The following is an 18378-nucleotide window of genomic DNA, read 5'->3' as shown; positions in this document are numbered from 1 at the left end:
GCGAGCCCGGCGAAGTCAACGCGGCGCTATTCGCGCGCGCGATCGCCGAACAGGAAGCCGCAGGTCTGGATCAGCGCCGGAACGGGCAGCCACACCGTCTTGCGTTGCACCGTGACGGGCCGGCGCGGAACGACGCCGCCGCGACCGACACAGTTCTGCTGGCGGGCCGACGTCGGCGCAGCCGTCGGAGTCGCGATGCTGTCAGCCACTTCCGTACGCGAGGTCGCAAACGCGATCTCGGGCATGGTCAGCCCCGTGATGAGGGCGAGTAAGGCGAGCAGGATGCGCGTCATTGTCGGCCTAGATAGGAATGTTTGCTGCGATCGTCCACTGGCAAACACGTTTCATCTCGATCCTTGTCAGTGTCGGATGTCACGAGAGCAGGCGCCGCGGGGCAACCTTGTCGCGGTTGGAGCAAGGCGCTACTCGCGCTCCCATGTCCGACGCCGTCTCCCCGCTCGCCCGTCCCTTCCCCGCGTTGCCTGCGATCGCCGGGGCCACGCCACGCATCGCGCGCGCCGGGTACAAGGACTGGGGCCGCTGCGACCTCACCTATGTCGAACTGGCCGAAGGAACCGCCGTCGCGGGCGTGTTCACGCGCAACGTGTGCTGTTCGTCCGAGGTCGATCTGGGGCGCGAACAGGTCAAGGCCGGGCGCGCGCGGGCACTGGTCGTCAATGCCGGCAACTCCAACGCCTTTACCGGCTATCGCGGGCGCGAGGCGGTTGAGGCGATCATGGCGCAAGTCGCGGACCGGCTCGGCTGCCCGGCGGATGAGGTGTTCGTCTCCTCGACCGGCGTGATCGGCGTGCCGCTGCCCAAAGACAAGGCACGCGACGGGATCGAGGCGGCGCTGATCGCGCAGCCGTGTTCGTGGGAAGATGCCGCGCGCACCATCGGCACCACCGATACGTTCACCAAAGGCGCGATGGCCACGGCGGTGATCGGCGAGACCACCGTGACACTGGCCGCGATCATCAAGGGTTCGGGCATGATCGCGCCCGACATGGCGACGATGCTCGGCTATGTGTTCACCGATGCGGCGGTGGCGCCTGCGTTCCTGCAGCAATGCCTGTCCGCCGCCAACCGCGCCACGTTCAGCTGCATCACCGTGGACAGCGACACCTCGACCAGCGACACCGTGCTGGCCTTCGCCACGGGCCAGGCAGGCAACGCGCCCTTCGCCGGGTTCGATGATCCCGGGGCCGATGCGTTCGCCGCCGCGCTGCACGATGTCTGCCGCCAGCTGGCGCATCTGGTCGTGCGCGATGGCGAGGGGGCCCAGAAATTCATCGCTGTGGCGGTCAGCGGCGCGGTCAGCGACGACAGCGCGCGGCGGGTCGGCCTGTCGATCGCCAACTCGCCGCTGGTCAAGACCGCCATCGCGGGCGAGGACGCCAACTGGGGCCGCGTGGTCATGGCGGTGGGCAAGGCCGGCGAACCCGCCGACCGCGACAAGCTGTCGATCGGCTTCGGCGGCATCTGGGCCGCGCGCGAAGGGCAGCCGCTGGCCGATTACGACGAGGCCCCGGTCGCCGCGCACCTCAAGGGGCAGGACGTGACTATCGAAGTCGATCTCGGCCTGGGCGAAGGACGGGCCACGGTGTGGACCTGCGACCTGACCCACGGCTACATCTCTATCAACGCGGATTATCGCTCGTGAGCGCAGCACTGGACCAGCAGGTCGAGGCGCTGATGCGCGATGCCGCCGCGCGCGCGATCATGCCGCGCTACCAGCACCTGGCCGCCAGCGACATCATCGACAAGGCGGTGGATGACCTTGTCACCATCGCCGACAAGGAAAGCGAGCTGATCCTGGCCGAAGGTCTGGCCGCGATCCTGCCCGAAGCGGCGATCGTCGGCGAAGAGGCCGCGCATGCCGATCCGACGGTGCTCGAACGGCTGGGCGATGCGCTGTGCTGGATCATTGACCCGGTCGACGGCACCAACAACTTCGCCGAGGGCAAGCCGCCGTTCGGTGTGCTGGTCGCGCTCGCCGAGCGCGGCGAATGCATCGCCGGGTGGATCCTCGATCCGCTGAGCGGGCGATTCTGCCGGGCAGGTCGCGGCACCGGCGCGTTCATCGACGGCGAACGCGTGCAGGCGCGCGGCAGCGGGGCTGACAAGCCGATCGCCGCGATCTCGGTCCTGTTCATGGATCAGGGCAAGCGCACCGCGATGAAGGACCACATCGCGCCGCACTACACGCTGGTCGATATCCCGCGCTGCGCGGCGGAACAGTATCCGCGGCTGGTCACCGGCGTGAACGACATCACGATCTTCGAGCGCACGCTGGCGTGGGACCATGCTGCCGGGGCGCTGTTCCTTAACGAAGCGGGCGGCAAGTGCGCCCGCGCCGATGGCACGCCTTATCGCGTCGATGACGATCGCAAAGGCATGATCGGCGCCGCCGCACCCGCCCTGTGGGACGACATGGCGCGGCGGTTGGCCGAGATCGGGTGAATCGACACCCGTGATAAAAGTGCTCCCCCGCGAAGGCGGGGGCCTCGTGCCGGCCGAGCATCGTCAGGCTTTACGGGCCTGACCACCGGACTGTGCAGGCCCGAGGTCCCCGCCTTCGCGGAGACGCACATTGGGTCAGCGTTTTAAAGCACGCTTTCCAGCCAGCTCTTGAGCTGGCCCTTAGGCGCGGCGCCCAGTTTCTGCGCCACTTGCTTGCCGTCCTTGAACAGCACCATCAGCGGGATCGACTGCACGCCGATCTGGCCGGGCACGGCGGTGTTTTCCATGATGTCCATCTTGGCGATGGTCACGCGATCCTTCAGCTCTTCGGAAATTTCCTCGAGCGCGGGGCCGATCATCTTGCACGGGCCGCACCATTCCGCCCAGAAATCGACCAGCACGGGCTTGTCGGATTGCAGGACATCGGCCTCGAAGCTGGCGTCGGTTACGGCTTTGGTGGACATGATGAACTCCTTGGTGTTTGCCCCAATGTAGGCTGCAATGGCGCGCTGGCAACGGTCGGGCCGCTAAAGCTTTGCTGTACCCGCTGGCACCGCATCTTGTGCCGACGCTGTTTCGCCCCCCGACCCGCCGATCCAGTTGATCGTTTGCGCGTCCAGCAGCGCATCGGGCAGTACGAACAGCTGCGGCAGTTGCGTGTAAAGCAGCGCCGCCTCGATCCGCTTGTCCGGGTGAATCACGCGCAATGCGGCGGCATAGGCCGCCATCTGCCGCAACGACGAGGCCGGGATCGCCTCGAGCGACATCGGCGGGCGGCGCGCGGTCTTGAAATCGACGATGCGGATGGTGTCGGCGCCGATCAGCAGGCGGTCGATCGTGCCGGTCACCATGCGCCCTTCGACCAGCGCGGCGATCGAGACTTCGGCCAGCGCATCGGGCGAGAACAGGTCGCGCCACGCCTCGGTGCCGAGCACGCCCAGCGCGGCCGCCGCGATTTCGTCGCGCGTCGGGGCATCGAGATCGGCGGCACTGCGCGCCAGCCACGCGGACGCCGCAGCCTGCCGCTGCGCCGGATCGACTTCGGGCAGACGTTCGAGCAGGCGGTGGATCAGCACCCCGCGCCGCGCCGCCAGTTGCATCACGCCGGGCGGCAGCGGCGGATCGGGGGCCTGCTCCTCGCCCAGCGATGACGGCGCGAGCGGGCGCGGCGGACGTGGTTCGGGGCCGACCGGCGTTTCGATCCACCCCGGCAGCGCGATGGTTTCGGGCGGGGTCGCGACCGGATTCACGTCGGGGCGCGGTGCGGGTCCACCGATCTGCTTGCGCCCATCCCACAGCGCATCGGGCTGCCAGCCGTCGTCGTCGAACAGCGGTTCGAGCATCGCGTACCAGCTTTCGGGCGGCAGGTCCTTGCGCCGCTTGCCCAGCGCGCCCGCGATGAACAGCGCTTCCTCGGCGCGGGTCATGGCGACGTAGAGCAGGCGCCAGTGCTCGGCGCGGTCTTCCTTGGCCGCCAGCGCCTCGGCATCGCGCACCGGGCCGACGCGCTCGGCCTTTTTCAGCGGCGGCAGCGGCACGGTGCGGCGCTCACCCAGAATGTTTTCGGTGACGGTCAAGCCGCGCGTGGGCGAGGCGTCGGGATCGTCGGCGGCATCGGCCAGGATGACGATCGGCGCCTGCAGGCCCTTGGCCCCATGGACGGTCATCACCCGCACCATGCCCGCGCCCGCGCCCGGTTCGCGCTTCAGTTCGCCCTCGCCCGCGTCGAACCACTGGAGGAACCCGACGAGGCTGGGCGTTGCCGTGGCGGCATAGGCGAGCGCGGCGTTGAGCAGTTCGTCGATCGGATCGTTGGCCTCGTGGCCCAGCCGCGCGACCAGCTTGCGCCGCCCCTGCAGCGGCCCGACCAGCAACCAGTGCAGCAGCACTTGCGGCGGATCGTAATCGGCGCGGCGCAGGATCGAGCGCAGGGCGTCCATCGCCTCGCGGGTTTGCGGACCTTCCGCCGCGCGCAGGTGCTCCCACAGCCGGACCTTGCCGTCCCGATAGCCGTGTTCCAGCAGTTGGTCTTGGCTCCAGCCGATCAGCGGCGACACCAGCAGCCCGGCCAGGTTGAGGTCATCGAGCGGTTGCGCGGCAAAGCGCAAGCCCGCGACCAGATCCTTCACCGCCAGCGGCGCGCCCAGCCGCAGCCGGTCCACGCCCGCCACCGCCACGCCCGCCGCATGCAGCCGCGCCACGATCAGCCCGGCCAGCTCCTTGCGCTTGCGCACCAGCACCATGACGTCACCGGCAGTCGCCAGCCGCGCGCCGCCCTTGGCCAGCGGAAACCCGACGTCGATCCAGCCGCGCACCTGCCGCGCGATCTTGTCGGCAAGGATGCGATCGGGGCGTGAGAGCCAGCTTTCGGCGCCATCGTCTTCCTCGCCCGGCGGGCCGGCTTCGTCATCGTCGTCCGCCTCGTCGGCCGCCAGCCCGACCGCCTTCCACAGCGCGACCGTGCCGGGTCGATCCTCGCCGACATGCGCTTCCGGCGGCAGCGGAAGCCCGAACCGATCGGCGCCGATGTGCTCGATCGCCTTGTCGACAAAGCCGAGTATGGGGCTGGCGGTGCGGTAAGACTGGCCCAGACCCAGCCCCAGCAGATCGCGCGAAGGATCGCCCAGCACTTGTGCCAGAGCACCCAGTTGCGCCTCGACCCGTTTGCGCGCCGCCTCGAAATTTTCGGGACTCGTCCCCTGGAAGCGGAAGATCGCCTGCTTGTAGTCGCCCACCACGAACAGCGTGCGCAGCGCATCGCCGTGCTGGCCCTCGCCCGCGAAGAAATCGGCGGCGAGCCCTTCGAGGATGATGCGCCACTGCGCCTCGTTGGTGTCCTGCGCCTCGTCGACCAGAATGTGGTCGAACCGCCGGTCGAGCTTGTAGCGCACCCATTCGCCAAGGTCGGAACGGCTGAGCAGGTTGGCGGCGCAGCGGATCTGGTCGTCGAAGTCGATGAACCCCTCGCGCTGCTTGGCCGCATCCCACGCCAGTGCAAACCGGCGGCCTAGCGTCAGCGCGCCATCGAGAATATCCGCCAGCGCCAGCAAGGCCCGCCGTTCGCGGATTTTGTCTAGCGACGCAGCGATGCGAGATATGTATTCGCCATAATCTGGATCGCGCTTGAGGACATTAGTGAGTTGTTTTGGGAGACCTTCGCCTTTGGTAAACAAGCCTGATTGAAGGACGTCGAGGCATGCAAAGCGCGCAGCAGAATCGAGTGGCAGCCACGCGGAAATCGCCTCGGCCCCTTCACGGCCAGTCTTAGTGTCCCAAGCCGCCAACGTGGCATGGCACCGCCGAAGTGACGCGCTGTCAAACGCATCGTCCGCGCACAGCGCTGCCAGCGCCGCCTCGTCCTCGTCGGGACCAATCCCCAGCACGCCGTTGATCCGGGCGCGCAGTGGCGGCGTCCACGCACCGGGGCCGGTCCACAGTTCCTGCGCGGCAGCACATCGGCTGAGAAAACCTACGACCTGGTCCTGCGCCATGCGCAGGCTCATCGTCGCCAGCGTATCGAGCAGCGTGGCGTCGCCATGCGCCTCGGCCTCGACCAGCATGTCGGCCAGCACGCGGCGCAGCAGCAGGTCGCGGTCGCGATCCTCCATCGCGCGGGTGCCGGGCGTGAGCCCCGCCTCGACCGGGAACGCCGACAGCAGCCACTGCGAGAACGCGTGGATCGTGCCGATGCGCAAGCCGCCGCCCGGGCAATCGAGCACCGCGGCAAAGCGACTGCGCGCGCGTGCCAGCGTTTCCGGCCCATGCGCCGCGCCGATCGCCATCAGATCGCTTGCCAGTTCGGTGTCGGGCAGGCGCACCCATTTCGCCAGCACATCGTTGACGCGCGTGGCCATTTCCGCCGCGCCGGCCTTGGTGAACGTCAGGCACAGGATCTGCTCGGGCCTGACGCCAGGCTGCAACAGCAGCCGCAACACGCGGGCCGACAGCACTTGCGTCTTGCCCGTGCCCGCCGAGGCGCTGAGCCACACCGTGCGCTCGGGATCGACCGCCGGCTGCTGGTTGCCCTGCAGGGGGAACACCTTGCTTATGGCACGTCGCCCGCCGCCGCGCCGTTGCCACGGCTGCGCCCCTGCCATTCGTCCAGCCGCATCAGCTGGTCGTAATCGGCATAGCCCGCGAGATCGGGATTGAGCCGCGCGGTGAAGGGATCGCTGCCCAGGATCCAGCGGTCGATCGCGTCGATCAGATAGCCCTGGGTGATGTCGAGGAATTCGTCGCGCGGCAGGCCGTGGCGCTTCTGGCCTTCCAGCACCGGCTCCTGCGCGTAACCGAACTCGCCATCCTTGCCGCGCGCCAGCGACCAGTATTCGAACCGCGTCGGCGTGCCGCTGACATGTTCGAACCCACCGCCTTGCGCGATCAGGCCGATCAGACCGAGCTGAAGCGCGAAGCCCTTCTCCACCATCGCGCCGGTGGGCGGCGCGCCGGTCTTGTAGTCGAGCACCGCCAGGTTGCCCTCGGCGTCGCGGTCGATGCGGTCGGCACGGCCGTGGATGCGGATGCCCTTCACGCGGATTTCGCCGCGCTGTTCATAAGCGATGACCTCGCGGCCGGTGCCGAGCAGGTCGTCGGTGTGGCGCTCCACCCACGCCAGGCCCGCCAGCAGCCGTGGCCGCCACAGCCCGCGCATGAACGGATGCGCGCTCATCTCGTCCAGCGCGACTTCGGCCAGCGGGATCAGCGCGCCGGGCATCGCGCCCTGTTCGTGCCATGCCTCGAGAATTTCGTGGACTGCCGTGCCCTTCCACGCCGGGGTCGGATCGGCGTCGAGGGGGTCAAGGCTGCGCAAGCCCAGGATCGCCTGCGCATAGAACTGGTAGGGATCGCCGCGCAGCCGGTCGAGCGCGGTGACCGCGATCGCGACCTGCCGCTGCGCCGCATCGGGCATCGGTGCGGGGCGCGGATAGGCCGCCGCCATCGCGGCAGCGTCGATCGCGCGGGCAAGGCGCACGGCTTCCGTCTCGCGCCGCACGTCGGTGCCCAGCATCGCCTCCATCCGCAGCAGGAAGCGCGAGGGGATCGCCGGCGCCCCGGCATCGCGCGCGGCGTGGCTCAGCACCACGTCGGGCGCGCCCAGCGCGGCGGCGAGATCGTGCGCCGACAGACCGATGCGGAAATCCGCGCCGGGAATGCCCAGCGCGCGCTGGATCGGCGGCGCGAGCAACGGGTCGGGCGCGGGTGCGGCGGGCCAGCTGCCCTCGGTCATCCCGCCGCAGATCACCAGATCGGCCCGGCTCATCCGCGCTTCGAGCAGGCCGTAGATGGCCAGGCGCGGATGGCCGCCATAAGGCGGACGCACCGCCACGTCGTCCAGCGCATCGCGCAGCAGCGCGGGCAGTTCGGCAATGTCGACCGACAGCCCCGAGGCCAGCGCCGCCTCGCGCCAGCTTTCGATGAACGCGGCCAGCGAACGGCCATCGGCCTGCCCCCACACCGCCTCGCCGCCCAGCGTTTCGGCCATGGTCGCCAGCAGATCGATCGCGTCCGCCAGCGGCATGCGCTCGTCGCCACCGAACAGCGGATCGAGCACAGCGGCGACGTCGCTCCACCATGCGGCAAGGCCGGGGTGGTCGCGCTCGTTGCGCAAAATCGCCGTCCGCACCGCATCGAGCCCCGGCCCCGGTCGCGGCCCGCGCAACGCCCGGTCGAGCAACCTGACGCATTCGAGCCACGCCGGGCGATCGACACCTGCGCGCACCAGCGGATGGCCCAGCAATGCCAGCAAGGGCACCGGCGCGGCGCGTTGCGCCATCACGTCGGCAATCGCCAGCACGAGCCGTCCGGCTGCCGTCTGCGGCAAAGGCCGCCCGGCGGTGTCGTCGGCAGCGATGTTCCAGCGCGCCAGGTGCGCGATGACCCGGCTGGCGAGGCCGCGATCGGGCGAGACCAGCGCGACCCGCCGCTCGGGCGTGGCCAGCGCCTCGCGGATCAGGATGGCGATCGCCTGCGCTTCTTCCTCGGGGTGCGCGGTCGCCATGATCCGCACCCCGCCGAGCCGCCGCTCCGCCGCCGGCAACCCGACCCACGCGGTGCTTGCTTCGGGCGGCAGGAACAGATTGGAGATGGCACGGCTGCGTTCTGGCGGCGCGGGAGAAAGCCCTGCGCGGTGCCACGGCATGACCTCGCCCCGCGCGATGCCCATGCGGTTCAGCAGCAGCTTGAGGTGATATTGCGGATGGGTCACCGCATCGTCGCGCCCGAACGGCGGGTCGGTGCGGATGTAGGGCGCACCCGCGACGCCGAGCGCACACCATACCGCGTCATCCAGCGCAAGATCGAGGTCGGGCAGGATCACGCCGCCATCGGCCAGGTCCGCGATGCTGCGCAGCAAACGCGCCACCGCCGGCGAGGCCGAGGTGACGCCGGCGGCCACGACCGGGTGCGGCGGCGGCGCATCGCACCAGCGTTGCGCGGCGTGATCGAGCAGGCGGTTGCGGCGTTCCGGCGCATCGACTTCACCGCGTGCGTCGAGTTCTGCACGCCAGCGGGCTTGCACCGATGCGAACTGCCGTATGCTATCTTTCCAGTGATCCGACAACTCGCCGACCAACCCTAGGACGGTGTCCGAAAGCAGCGTGTCGGGCGCCACGTCCTCCACCGCCATCCGATCCATGCTGCGGACGATGCTGCGCGCCTGGCGCAGCAGACCCGCCTCGCCCGGCGCGTCGCGTCCCAGTTCCTCGCGCAGTAACTGCGCCACGCACTGCAACCGGTAAACCGGATCGGCCGCGGGCGGAACGGCCGTCCCTGCCCCGAGTGGATCGAGCAGCGACCCCAGCGTCTCGTCGAGATCGAGATCCCCGACGACCGCCATGCGCGGCAGCATCAGCCCGCCGTGCCGTTCCCCCGAACTGGCGCGCACGAACGCTTCTGTCACGGTGCGCACCGCGCGCTGGCTGGGCAGCAGCAGGGTCAGGCGCGCCAGTCCGAAACCGGGCTGGCGATAGCGCGGGATCAGCCCGGCGACGAGCGCATCGGCAAATCCGCGATGCGCGGCGATGGAATAGACGCGGGTCGAACGTCCGCGAGCAGGCGTGGCAGCAGGCCCGTCGTCGCTCACGCGTCAGTCACGGGTCAGCGCGGCCTCGGTCGGTGCGATCATTTCCGGCGCGCCCACTTCGTACCACAGACCCGAATGCGCGATGCCGTACAGCCGTCCCGCGTCGATCGCGCGGCTCCACAACACGCCGGTGGAGAACGGACCTTCCGGCGCGTCTCGCATGAACCGCTGCGACACCAGCTGGATCCCGCTGAAGATGAACGGCGCCACGCGACCCGTCCGGCGCCGCGAAATGCGCCCCAGCCCGTCCATGTGGAAATCGCCCTTGCCGCGATAGTTGAACGCGCGCGCGTGCGGCACGAGCAGCAGCAGCGCGTCCATCGCATCGGGATCCCACGCCACGCTCAACTGGTGGAACACGTTGTTGGGGCCGTCGAGCCAGATGTTGTCGCTGTTGAGGCAGAAGAACGGGTCGGCGGCGATCAGCGGCTGCGCGTGGACCAGACCGCCGCCGGTCTCGAGCAGCTCGTCCCGTTCGTCGGAAATGATCACGGTCGGCGATGTGCGCGCGGCCAGATGCGCCACCAGCGGATCGGGCAGATAGTGGACATTGACCACTGCGCGCGCGATCCCGGCATCGTCCAGCTTGTCGAGGCAGTGATCGATCAGCGCGCGCCCGGCCACTTTGACCAGCGGCTTGGGGCGGCTGGCGGTGAGCGGGCGCATCCGCTTGCCCAGCCCGGCGGCCAGCACCATCGCCACGTCGCTGGCCAGCGCAGCAGCGGTCATATCGCGAAACCGCCGCCGAGCCCGATCGCGGGATCGCGCAGGTGGGCGGGAATATTGGCATCGAACCACCGCGCCACCGGGGCCAGCGCGGGGTGGGCAAGGTCGCGTTCCAGCAGCGCCCACACGCGCGGGATGTAATCGAGATAGCGCGGCTTGCCGTCGCGCTTCCACAGGCGGACGAAGATGCCGATGATCTTGGCGTTGCGTTGCGCACCCAGCCGCGCATAGTCGCCCATGAATTCGGGGCCGGGCTTGGCGCTGGCGACGTAATAGTCGAACATCCGCGCTTCCAGTTCGGGGTCCACGTCGCGCCGGGCATCCTGCAGCAGCGAGACGAGATCGTACGCCGGATGGCCGACCAGCGCGTCCTGGAAATCGAGCAGCCCCTGCTTGTCGATCCCGCCGGTCAGCATGATGTTTTCGGCATGGTAGTCGCGCAGCACGGTCACCCCCGGGCGCTGCCGCCCCAGCAGCGGCGCGAGCACTTCCTCCCAGGCGCTGGTCCAGGTGCGGCCATCGACGTAGAGACCCTGCGCCGGGCAATACCAGTCGACGAACAGCCGCGCTTCGCGGGTGTATTCCGCCAGCGTGTAGCTCAGGAACGGACCCGGCGGCAGCTTGGTCAGCGCCAGCAGCGCATCGATCGCCACTTCGTAGATCTCGTCGGCGTCCTGCGGCCAGGCATCGAGATATTCGCGCATGCGGACGTCGCCGAAATCCTCGAGCAGCACCAGGCCGCGATCGAGATCGTCGGATATGACGATCGGCGCGCGCAGGCCATTGCTATCGAGCCAGCGGGCCGCGCGCAGGAACGGTTGCGGATCCTCGTTGGGCGGCGGCGCGTGCATCAGCATCGCGCTGCCCCGCGTGTGGCGGATGCGGAAATAGCGCCGGAACGAGGCATCGCCGGGCAGCGGTTCGATCGCCGCGCCGCCCCAGCCGCAATCGGCCAGGAAAACGTTGACGCCTTCAGGAATATTCAGGTCCATGGAGCGCGCTCTAGCCAATCATCACCGGGGACCACAATGGCCGTTCGCCCGTTTCCCGCAACTTCGAGCCGGATCGACAGGCAGCCGGGTTCGTGCGCGAAGCCGCCTGCGTGTTCGGGCCATTCCGCCAGCAGCGCGGCGCCCTCGCGATAATCGTCCAGACCAAGCTCGTCGACTTCGGCGGGACTTTCCAGCCGGTAGAAGTCGGCGTGGACCAGCGGCAGCCGCAGCGCTGGCGGATCGTAGCATTCGATGATCGCGAAACTGGGCGACGGAACTTCATCGGCATAGCCCAGCGCGGCGATGATCGCGCGCGCCAGCGTCGTCTTGCCCGCGCCGAGCCCGCCGGACAGCGCCACGACATCGCCGGGCCGCAGCCGATCGGCGATCCTGCGCCCCAGCGCGGCGCTGGCGTCGTGATCGACCAGCGGAATCATCATGCGGACGGAACGATCACGACCGGGGATCGATCACGGCAGCGTGACGATCGCGCTGGTGCCCTCGCCCGGTTCGGACATCATCTCGAGCGAGCCGCCGTGGGCATCGATCAGCTGGCGCGCCAGCGGCAGGCCCAGCCCCTGGCGGCGCTCGACCGTGCGGCCATCGGGGCTGACGCGCAGGCCATCCAGCGCGCGCGCGAGCACCGCCGGTTCCATCCCGCGCCCCGAATCCGAGATGACCACGCGCGCGCCGGCCTTGCGCCGCGACGCTTCGACCAGAATGCGGCCACCCTCGGGCGTGGCAACGATGGCGTTGTCGAGCAGGTGCCCGAACGCCCGGCGCAGCCGTCGCGCATCGCCGGTGACCGTCCCGACGGACTTGTCACCGCGCAAGTCGAGCTTGAGCCCCGCCTGCGCCAGCCGCTCCGCGCGCTCCTTGGCGACGTCCGCCAGCAGGGGAAACAGCTCGATCGGTTCGCGCGCCAGCGGCAGCGTTCCCGCCTCGCTTTGCGACAGGTCGAGCACGTTCTCGATCTGCTCGCCGAGCCGTTCGACCGAGGACAGGATCGCGGCGACGTATTCCTTGCCCTGTTCCGAAATCTCGCCCGCGATGCCGCTCGCCAGCAGTTCGGCAAAACCGCCGATCGAGGTCAGCGGCGTGCGGAATTCGTAGCTCATGTTGGCGATGAAGCGCGTCTTGACCTCGTCCGCTTCGACCAGCGCGGCATTGCGTTCGCGCAGCGCGGCCTCGGCTTTCTGCGAATCGGTGATGTCGAGCACGGTCAGCATGCCGTTGCCATCGGGCAGCGGCACGCCCGCAAATTCGAGGTGGCGGCCGTCGGCGAGCGCGAGTCGGCCGCTCTTCTGCTTGCGCTCCAGCGTGGCGGCCTGGATGACCTGCCCGATCGTACCGACTTGCGCCGGGCGCTTGAGCTTCTGCGCCAGCCGCCCGAGCAGGATGTCGGCACGCGGATGGCCGTCGAGAAAGGCATCGTCCAGGCCCCAGTCGGCGGCAAACCTGCGGTTCCACAGCTGCAGCCGGCCGTCGGGCGCAAACACCGCCAGCGATTCGAACAGGTTGTCGAACGTCGCGGTGCGGGTGCGCAGTAGCGTGTCGCGCGTGGCGGACAGCTGGAGCTGTTCGGTGCGATCCTCGAAGATCATCAGCAGCCCGCCGTCGGGCATCGGCTGACCGACCACGCGCAAATGCGTGCCGTCGCCCAGATGCCAGGCTTCCTCCTTGGGCTCGCTCGCCAGGAACCAGCCCTGCCGCTCGCGCCGCCAGTCGGGAAAATCGCGCACTTCGGGCAGCCGCGCGCCATCGCGCATCCGGTCGATCACCCGGTCGAACGGCGGCGAATCAAGCAGCCAGCCGGGCGGAATCGCGAACATGCGCAGGAATGGCTGGTTGGCGAAGGCGAGGTTGCGCTTGCCGTCGAACTGCGCGATCCCGGCGGACAGCGTGTCGAGCATCTGGCGCTGCGCATCGCGGAACCGCCGCAGCTGGCGACCCTGCTCCTCCACGTCCTCGATATCGGCGGCATAGCCTGCCACGCCCTCATCGCCGAGCGGAAGGTCGCTCACCCGCAGCGCGCGACGCTGGCCGGCGACGGTGGACGTGACCAGCCGTTCGATCGGCAGCTTGCGGCTGCGCGCCTGCCCGGCGACTTGCGCCGGGTTCAATCCATCGACCGGCTCGATCAGTTCGATCTGCTCGGCAATCACCGCATCGGCGGTCGAAGCCCCGACCGCCTCGACATAAGCGCTGTTGACCAGCCGCAACGCCAAGTCGGGACCGCGAAACCACATCGGCATCGGCGCGGCCTCGATCAGCCCGGCGAGCCCGGCGAAACTTGCGGGTCGGCCAGATGACCGCGCAAGGCCAGGCTGCGCTGCCCGCCGCGCGGGGTGATTGCCAGGCGGAACGGCTCGCCGGTTTTCTGCGTGCGGCGCACGGCGGTGTTCAACTGGAGCAGCTCGGATTCGCCCAGACCGCGCTGGCCCGCATCGAGTTCGCTGAGATAGCCCGGCATGGCATCGAGCCCGAACCAACCGGCCAGCCGCGACGGCCCCTCGATCCGCCCGTCGGCGCGGACCAGCAGCGGCAGCGACGGCGATTCGTCGACCATCCGCGACAGGCGGCGGGCAAGCCGCTGGCTCGCCTCGGCCTTGCGCACCCGGCCGCGCGCGGACAGCATGATCCAGCCCGCCGCGAGCGTCCACGCCGCAACGAGCAAGCCGATCAGGACCAGGGCCGTCTGGGGAAGGATCATTGCGCCTTCGCTATGCGCGGGCGCGGCGGATTACAATGCCGCCCGCAAGAAAGGGGCATCCGCGGCAAAGGCCGTGCGCCTGCCCCATGGGACAGGCGCACGATTCCTTGGTATCAGTAACGGTAGTGATCGGGCTTGAACGGACCGGTCTGCGGCACGCCGATGTAATCGGCCTGCTTCTTCGACATCGTGGTCAGCTTCACGCCCAGCTTTTCGAGGTGGAGCGCGGCCACCTTTTCGTCGAGATGCTTGGGCAGCACGTAGACGTCGTTCTTGTACTGGTCGTTCTTGGTGAACAGCTCGATCTGCGCGAGCGTCTGGTTGGTGAAGCTGGCCGACATCACGAAGCTGGGGTGCCCCGTGCCGCAACCCAGGTTCACCAGGCGGCCCTTGGCCAGCATGATGATCTGCTTGCCATCGGGGAACTCGACCAGGTCGGTGCCCGGCTTGACCTCGGTCCACTTGTAGTTGTCGAGCGCGGCGACCTGAATCTCGCTGTCGAAGTGTCCGATGTTGGACACGATCGCCATCGGCTTCATCGCCTTCATGTGCTCGGCGGTGATCACGTCCTCGTTGCCGGTCGCGGTCACGAAGATGTCGCAGCGCGTGACCGCTTCTTCCATGGTGACGACTTCATAGCCTTCCATCGCCGCCTGCAGCGCGCAGATCGGATCGACTTCGGTGACCATGACGCGCGCGCCGCCCTGGCGCAGCGAGGCAGCCGAACCCTTGCCGACATCGCCGAACCCGGCGACGCAGGCGACCTTGCCGGCCAGCATCACGTCGGTAGCGCGACGGATCGCGTCGACCAGCGATTCCTTGCAGCCGTACAGGTTGTCGAACTTCGACTTGGTGACCGAATCGTTCACGTTGATCGCGGGGAACGGCAGCTTGCCGTCCTTGGCGATCTGGTACAGCCGGTGGACACCCGTGGTGGTTTCTTCCGACACGCCCTTGATGTGCGCGACCGACATCGTGAGGTAGCCCGGCTTGGCCTTGATGAAGGCCTTCAGCGCGCGCTGGAATTCGATTTCCTCGGCATTGGTCGGCTCGCCCATGGTGTCGCCGGCTTCGAGCCGGGCGCCCCACAGCGCGAACATCGTCGCGTCGCCGCCATCGTCGAGGATCATGTTAGCCGTGGTGCCCGAGCCATCGGCGTCCCAGTCGAAGATGCGACCGACGTAATCCCAGTAATCGGCGAGGCTCTCACCCTTGATCGCGAACACCGGGATACCCGCGGCGGCGATGGCAGCGGCGGCATGGTCCTGAGTCGAGAAGATGTTGCAGGTGGCCCAACGCACGTCGGCGCCCAGCGCGGTCAGCGTCTCGATGAGCACGGCGGTCTGGATCGTCATGTGCAGCGAACCGGTGATCCGCGCGCCCTTGAGCGGCTGCGACGCGCCGAATTCCTCGCGCAGGGCCATCAGGCCGGGCATCTCGGTTTCGGCGATCTTGATCTCGGCGCGACCGAATTCGGCCAGCGCGATATCGGCGATCACATAGTCATTCTTGGCGTCGAGGACGGTGGCCACGAGGCAGTCTCCTGGATGAAAGGGCACAGCGCGCGGGCCTTCCGGCCTGCCCGCGGATGCGCTGCCCTTACCGTCTCATCCACCGCGAAGCAAATATAAAGAAAACTTTATATGCCTTGTTTGAACTCGATCGGGCTCAGCGCCGCGATGCCACGCGCACCGAGCACGCCGTCTCGACCACATCGTCGCTGACCATCGCGTCCGCCGCATCGATCAACGCCCCGGGAAGCCGGGTGTCGGCCAGATCGGAGGCTATCTGGCGCAAATCGTGGCAGCTCATGTCGCCCGCCTGCCCATAATGGTTGGCGATCGACACGCTCATCTTGTCGAGTTCGTTGAACGCGCCCGCACGGCCCAGCTTGACCGACAGATCGGCGAGAATCACGTTGTTGGCGCCGCTCAACGCGGTGCGGTTGGCGTTGAGAAAGCGTTCGTAATCGGCCTGGAAGTTGTCGGCGCCGGTGCGGCAACGCAGCGCGCTGACCATCAGCATCACGTCGAGCTGGCGCAGTTTCACCGCCGCCAGCGTCTCGCCCGCCCAGCACGTCTGCGCATGGGCGGCTGGCGTCAGCATCAACGAACACGCAGCGCCAAGCGCCGCAAAAGTGGATTTCCTCATTGTCCCTGTCTCCGGCGGACCCCTTCGTCCCCCGATGCATCCTGCCTTGCCGGTTTTACCCTTTGTTCAAGAGGCGCGGTAAATCGGTTTTAACCATCGGCAGCGGTTGCGCCCGATGGCCGTCGACCTATATCCGGCGGACGCGATGACCTCGCTTCCGGACCCTGGCACACCCCAGGTCCGTGACCCCCTATCCTGAAAGGAATTCCCATGACGATTGCGGTTGGAGACAAGCTGCCCGACGTGAAGCTGGTCAAGGCCACCGACAGCGGGCCCGAGGCGGTCCAGTCGTCGGAGTACTTCAAGGGCAAGCGCGTGGCGCTGTTCTCGGTCCCGGGTGCCTTCACCCCGACCTGCTCGGCCAAGCACCTGCCCGGCTATGTCGACAAGGCCGCCGACCTGAAGGCCAAGGGCATCGACGAGATCGTCGGCACCGCGGTCAACGATGCGTTCGTGATGGGCGCGTGGAACAAGTCGGGCGGTTCGTCCGACATCACCATGCTGGCCGATGGCAATGCCGATTTCGCCGAAGCACTGGGCCTGACCATGGACGGTTCGGGCTTTGGCCTGGGCAAGCGCGGCCAGCGCTTCTCGATGATCGTCAACGACGGCACCGTCGAGCAGCTCAACGTCGAAGCGCCTGGCGACTTCAAGGTGAGCTCGGCCGAATACATGCTGGAGCAGCTGTAATTCCGCCGGTCCCGCACCGGGGCACACGTTGATGTGGCAGCTGGCGATCAAGGCGCTCGTCTCGGGCGTGCTCATCGCCGCTGCCTCCGAAGCAGCCCGCCGCAACCCCGGTTGGGGCGGGCTGATCGCGTCGCTGCCATTGACCAGCCTGCTGGCGGTGGTCTGGCTTTGGCGCGATACGCATGACCCGGCGCGCGCCGCCGATTTCATGGCGGGCACCGCGCTGTACGTCATCGCCGCGCTGCCCGCGTTCGGGGTGATGGCGGCCATGCTGAAAAAGGGCGTCGGCTTCGCCCCGTCGCTGACCGTCGCCTGCATCGTGGCGATGGCCGGCTACCTTGTTCTGATGTGGGCCGGGCGCCGGTTCGGCCTGCCGGTCTGACGTCACGCCGGTCGTCGTCTTACGGTGAGTAATTGGCGGAGAGGCAGGGATTCGAACCCTGGGTACCCGCGAGGGTACGCCGCATTTCGAGTGCGGTGCATTCGACCACTCTGCCACCTCTCCGCGAAGTGTCGTAAGGCGGCGCGGCTGCGCCCCCGGTCGAGGAAGCGGGCGGTTAGCGCATGGATTCGCATCTGCCAAGAGCAAACCTTGCCTGCCGGCGGAACCCGTCGCTTGTTATGCCCGGCGGGCGATCCTATATGGCGGGAGATGGACCGCGCGCGCTTCTTTTCCCCTCAGGCGGGCCGCCAGATTTCGGCACCGCCGGTGGCCGAGGCCCGGTTTACGATCGGCGATGTCGTGCGCCATCGCCTGTTCGATTTTCGCGGCGTGGTGTTCGATGTCGATCCGGTCTTTGCCAACAGCGAGGAATGGTACGATTCCATCCCCGAAAGCGCGCGCCCCAACCGCGAACAGCCGTTCTATCACTTGTTCGCGGAAAACGGCGAGAGCAGCTACGTTGCCTATGTCAGCCAGCAGAACCTGACCCGCGATGCGGAGGCCGGGCCGATCGACCATCCATCGGTCGACGAGCTGTTCGACAGTTTCCTTGACGGACGGTATCTGCTGCGGCGCAGCCTGCGGCACTGACTTTTCCGGCTAACGCCGGTTCTGTACCAGCCCTTCAGCTTTTCAGCTTCCAGCCCGAACGCAGCAGCATGTAGATGCCCGCTGCCAGCACCGCGTTGAGCACGCCCAGCCCGATCGCGCCGTGCAGCACCGCCATGTTGCTGTCGCCGATGTCGCTCTGCCCCAGGAACCCGAAGCGGAAGCCCGAGATCACGTAGAAGATCGGGTTGGCGCGGCTAATCGCCTGGAACGTCGGCGCCAGGTTGCTGATGACGTAGAAAGTGCCCGACAGCATCGACAGCGGCGTGATCACGAAATTGGTGACGGCGGCGTTGTGATCGAACTTTTCCGCCCACAGCGAGGTGAGGAAACCGATCAGCGCCAGCAGCACCGATCCCATCAGCCCGAACCACACGATCGCCCACGGATGCACCGCGCGCAGTTCCACGCCGGGCCACAGCGCCATCGCGCCCGCCACGGCCAGGCCGACCAGCACCGCGCGGGTCACGGCGGCGGCGGTCAGCGCCAGCAGCAGTTCGCCCTCGCTGAT

The 18378-nt window shown here is 68.2% G+C and carries 15 protein-coding genes, 1 tRNA gene and 1 pseudogene; 5 read left to right on the top strand and 12 right to left on the bottom strand.

The window, feature by feature from the left end; all coding sequences use genetic code 11:
* Positions 1-26: 26 nt before the first annotated feature.
* Positions 27-293 carry a hypothetical protein gene (locus NL2_RS14500; RefSeq protein ID WP_068076414.1) on the bottom strand — a complete coding sequence of 89 codons (267 nt, stop codon included), beginning with the start codon at positions 291-293 and terminating at the stop codon, positions 27-29.
* 143 nt (positions 294-436) lie between these two features.
* Here NL2_RS14500 and argJ point away from each other — a divergent pair, with 143 nt between their 5' ends.
* Together argJ and NL2_RS14490 are read left to right on the top strand one after the other, a co-directional pair.
* Positions 437-1663 (top strand): bifunctional glutamate N-acetyltransferase/amino-acid acetyltransferase ArgJ, encoded by a 1227-nt coding sequence (gene argJ / locus NL2_RS14495; RefSeq protein WP_068076413.1) that lies wholly within the window; start codon positions 437-439, stop codon positions 1661-1663.
* Entirely contained in the window at positions 1660-2463 is an 804-nt protein-coding gene (locus NL2_RS14490; protein WP_439646902.1) for an inositol monophosphatase family protein, read from the top strand. Before argJ ends, NL2_RS14490 begins: the two co-directional genes overlap by 4 nt.
* Positions 2464-2606: 143 nt before the next feature.
* Here NL2_RS14490 and trxA read toward each other — a convergent pair whose 3' ends face one another.
* The 9 genes and pseudogenes from trxA to NL2_RS14445 form a co-directional block, all read right to left on the bottom strand.
* Positions 2607-2927, bottom strand: coding sequence for a thioredoxin (gene trxA / locus NL2_RS14485; protein WP_068076412.1), 321 nt, complete (start codon positions 2925-2927; stop codon positions 2607-2609).
* Positions 2928-2990: 63 nt separating this feature from the next.
* Positions 2991-6560, bottom strand: a complete 3570-nt coding sequence (addA, locus tag NL2_RS14480; protein WP_084356104.1) for a double-strand break repair helicase AddA — start codon at positions 6558-6560, stop codon at positions 2991-2993.
* On the bottom strand, positions 6509-9544 hold the full coding sequence (gene addB / locus NL2_RS14475) for a double-strand break repair protein AddB (protein ID WP_068076411.1): 3036 nt from the start codon (positions 9542-9544) through the stop codon (positions 6509-6511). The genes addA and addB overlap by 52 nt, the downstream gene beginning before the upstream one ends.
* Positions 9545-9547: 3 nt before the next feature.
* Complete coding sequence (locus NL2_RS14470) at positions 9548-10273, bottom strand: nucleotidyltransferase family protein (protein WP_068076410.1); 726 nt, start codon at positions 10271-10273, stop codon at positions 9548-9550.
* Positions 10270-11262, bottom strand: a complete 993-nt coding sequence (locus NL2_RS14465; RefSeq protein ID WP_068076409.1) for an aminoglycoside phosphotransferase family protein — start codon at positions 11260-11262, stop codon at positions 10270-10272. Before NL2_RS14465 ends, NL2_RS14470 begins: the two co-directional genes overlap by 4 nt.
* Positions 11253-11702, bottom strand: coding sequence for a tRNA (adenosine(37)-N6)-threonylcarbamoyltransferase complex ATPase subunit type 1 TsaE (gene tsaE, locus NL2_RS14460; protein ID WP_068076408.1), 450 nt, complete (start codon positions 11700-11702; stop codon positions 11253-11255). The genes NL2_RS14465 and tsaE overlap by 10 nt, the downstream gene beginning before the upstream one ends.
* A 30-nt stretch (positions 11703-11732) precedes the next feature.
* Positions 11733-13975 (bottom strand): annotated as a pseudogene (locus tag NL2_RS14455) (sensor histidine kinase).
* Positions 13976-14088: 113 nt separating this feature from the next.
* Positions 14089-15507, bottom strand: a complete 1419-nt coding sequence (gene ahcY / locus NL2_RS14450) for an adenosylhomocysteinase (RefSeq protein ID WP_068076407.1) — start codon at positions 15505-15507, stop codon at positions 14089-14091.
* A gap of 136 nt (positions 15508-15643) precedes the next feature.
* A complete protein-coding gene (locus NL2_RS14445) occupies positions 15644-16126 on the bottom strand; it encodes a hypothetical protein (RefSeq protein WP_157083182.1) in 483 nt (160 codons plus the stop codon).
* A gap of 210 nt (positions 16127-16336) precedes the next feature.
* Between NL2_RS14445 and NL2_RS14440 the strand changes: the two genes are divergently transcribed.
* Both NL2_RS14440 and NL2_RS14435 read left to right on the top strand, forming a co-directional pair.
* The gene (locus NL2_RS14440; RefSeq protein ID WP_068076405.1) at positions 16337-16816 is read left to right on the top strand and encodes a peroxiredoxin; all 480 of its coding nucleotides are present in this window, start codon (positions 16337-16339) and stop codon (positions 16814-16816) included.
* A gap of 31 nt (positions 16817-16847) precedes the next feature.
* On the top strand, positions 16848-17198 hold the full coding sequence (locus tag NL2_RS14435) for a DUF3147 family protein (protein WP_068076404.1): 351 nt from the start codon (positions 16848-16850) through the stop codon (positions 17196-17198).
* Between the two features lie 33 nt (positions 17199-17231).
* Here NL2_RS14435 and NL2_RS14430 read toward each other — a convergent pair.
* Positions 17232-17321 (bottom strand) — tRNA-Ser (locus tag NL2_RS14430).
* Between the two features lie 147 nt (positions 17322-17468).
* Here NL2_RS14430 and hspQ point away from each other — a divergent pair.
* The gene (gene hspQ, locus NL2_RS14425; protein ID WP_068076403.1) at positions 17469-17849 is read left to right on the top strand and encodes a heat shock protein HspQ; all 381 of its coding nucleotides are present in this window, start codon (positions 17469-17471) and stop codon (positions 17847-17849) included.
* A 34-nt stretch (positions 17850-17883) separates the two neighbouring features.
* Here the strand turns inward: hspQ and NL2_RS14420 are convergent.
* On the bottom strand, positions 17884-18378 hold a 495-nt coding region (locus NL2_RS14420), incomplete at its 5' end, for an ABC transporter permease (protein ID WP_157083181.1).

The organism is Novosphingobium lentum NBRC 107847 (genome assembly GCF_001590965.1).
Taxonomy (GTDB): domain Bacteria; phylum Pseudomonadota; class Alphaproteobacteria; order Sphingomonadales; family Sphingomonadaceae; genus Novosphingobium; species Novosphingobium lentum.
Note: the sequence above shows the minus strand (reverse complement) of the source record. Positions and strands in the feature narration are given on the sequence as shown.